General features: G+C 57.0%; 4 protein-coding genes. All 4 read right to left on the bottom strand.

Translation table 11 applies throughout. From position 1 onward, the window contains the following. Nucleotides 1-168 (bottom strand): DUF6572 domain-containing protein (locus JHD63_RS25110; RefSeq protein ID WP_370590617.1); only part of this gene is annotated, 168 nt, incomplete at its 3' end. A gap of 128 nt (nt 169-296) precedes the next feature. Next, complete coding sequence (locus JHD63_RS22390; RefSeq protein WP_198972987.1) at nt 297-614, bottom strand: DUF4261 domain-containing protein; 318 nt, start codon at nt 612-614, stop codon at nt 297-299. A 105-nt stretch (nt 615-719) separates the two neighbouring features. Then, the gene (locus tag JHD63_RS22385) at nt 720-1,064 is read right to left on the bottom strand and encodes a hypothetical protein (protein ID WP_198972985.1); all 345 of its coding nucleotides are present in this window, start codon (nt 1,062-1,064) and stop codon (nt 720-722) included. Nucleotides 1,065-1,121: 57 nt separating this feature from the next. Next, nucleotides 1,122-1,907: alpha/beta hydrolase family protein (locus tag JHD63_RS22380; RefSeq protein WP_233168542.1), on the bottom strand; the 786-nt coding region annotated here is incomplete at its 5' end.

Genomic DNA, 1,907 nt, shown 5'->3' with positions numbered 1-1,907 from the left:
ATAGATTTCACCGGACTCGATAAAGCCGAGGTAGACGTTGATTTTGTCTTGCAGGAGACGGAGGTGTTCTGTGTCCCAAGGCAAGTGGTCGAAGATGCTCAGCCGGACCTCGTCGGTCTCCTTGTCGGTGCCCACGGCGTCAACGATTGTGGTATTTTCGACGTTCATTGGGAGGTTCGAGGGAAGGTCCGGTTCTGGCCGGATTCTGCCCGAGGCTGACCAGATCGGACGGGCCCCTTACCGGCTGCACGGTTTATTCGGAAGCGAACGTTGAGCTAGTGCTTGCGGAACTTCCACTAAGAACGTCTGTAAGGGGTGCTCGCCACAAGCTTTAATTCCTCAGGTTCAAGGCGCCAGAAACCATACGGATTGTTAAAAAGTGATGAAGCGTCGTACTGCACGCCTACGTCGTCCACGATTCTGTACACGGGAGCGTCGGAAGCTAAAGAGAAGGTCTGTCCAGATCGGATGTTCGCCTTCTCGGCGAAGGCATAACGTGTGAAGGTCCGGACAAGCTCAACAGGGTCTTCAGTGCCCTCTGCTGCGACGACGACATCCTTCAGGCCAAGATTGTGCATACCGCACGAGTAAATATCAGTGCCCGTGAGGTACACGACGCAAGCTTCGTGAACGCTGAAAAGATGCAACTCATCGCAAAGCCTTCGCCACGCCTCTGGGCTATGTGCAAGGCCCGCACTCTCGACCTTGACGCCAAAGCCTCATGCATCTAGGAGCGCACGCGCGGCGCGCATCAAAGGAGCGAAATTGGTCTCCGAGCCACCGTGGCCGATCAGATAAATGACGGATTCATGATCGGTGATGCGCGTCATTTCATCTGTCTGCGACCAGTGCGGTCCAGACACCTTGAAAGCAGACAACATTCTCTCGTCGCGTGCTTCCATTAGAAGCTCACACGTCGTACTGGTCTTCATGTTCATCAACAACATGCCAGCAAAAATGTAGCTCGCGTTTGACTCTACGAGTTGCCTTGTCAGGTCCGCTCTATCAATCCAGGGGCCGGGGATGCACAACACGGCCTCAGGAAAGGCAACGCCATCTTTCATTCGATGCTTTCCTTTCTACTGCTTGGTGCGAATGTCCGCTCTTGGCCGCAACCTGAACTACGCGATTGCGTCCAGGTAGTCGGCCATCGTGGCGGCCCAAAGTTGGGGTCGATAAATCAACGCATGCCCGCCGCGCAGCGCGTGGAATGCACCCCTGCCCCCGGCCGCGCGAAATGCATCGAAGTTCTCACGACAATGCGCGATGCGATAGTACTGGTCGTGGCTTCCGTGAAGCCAAAGGGTCTCCCGAGGGAACGCCGAGCCGCGTAGGAACGTCTTCCTATTTACCTCCGGGTGCGTTGGGCAAGCTCTCCCCAGCCAACCGCCATTGAAGTTGATAGCGGCTTTGAAAATGGACGGTCGCTCGCCCGCATAGGCAATCGCCAGAATCCCGCCACGCGATGCTCCACCAATCACCAGATGTTCCTGCTGGACATCTGGACGCGCGCAGATGTGCTCCATCACCGCGTCCAAGTCCTCCATGGCCCGGTCGACGCCTGGCAGGGACAACTGCGGGTCGCAGGAATAGCCACTTCGGTCCAGCTTGAACCCTTCGTCATAGAGTCCCCCTGACTTCCCGCGGCCTCGACGTTGAGGAAAGATGACCTGCCAACCTCGCTCAGCGAAAAAGTCCGCGAGCGGAGCGCAGGCCATCGTCCGCCGGAAGACCGCCGGATTCGTTCCGGAACCAGTAGAACCGTGATTGAAGACCAAAGTAGGAAAGGGGCCTGGCCCAGAGGGCCTACGAGCAACGAGTTCCAAGGCCACGGGTCGACCGCCCTCTTCGAGGCGCGTTGGAATGATTTCGGAGGTGAGATTGCTTTGACTTGGCATGCTGATTAG

Source organism: Xylophilus sp. ASV27, from assembly GCF_016428875.1.
GTDB lineage: Bacteria > Pseudomonadota > Gammaproteobacteria > Burkholderiales > Burkholderiaceae_C > Xylophilus.
Note: the sequence above shows the minus strand (reverse complement) of the source record. Positions and strands in the feature narration are given on the sequence as shown.

Excerpts from the sequence above, each read along its gene's own strand:
- JHD63_RS22385 (WP_198972985.1), bottom strand. The coding sequence starts at position 1,064 with ATGAAAGATGGCGTTGCCTTTCCTGAGGCCGTGTTGTGCATCCCCGGC.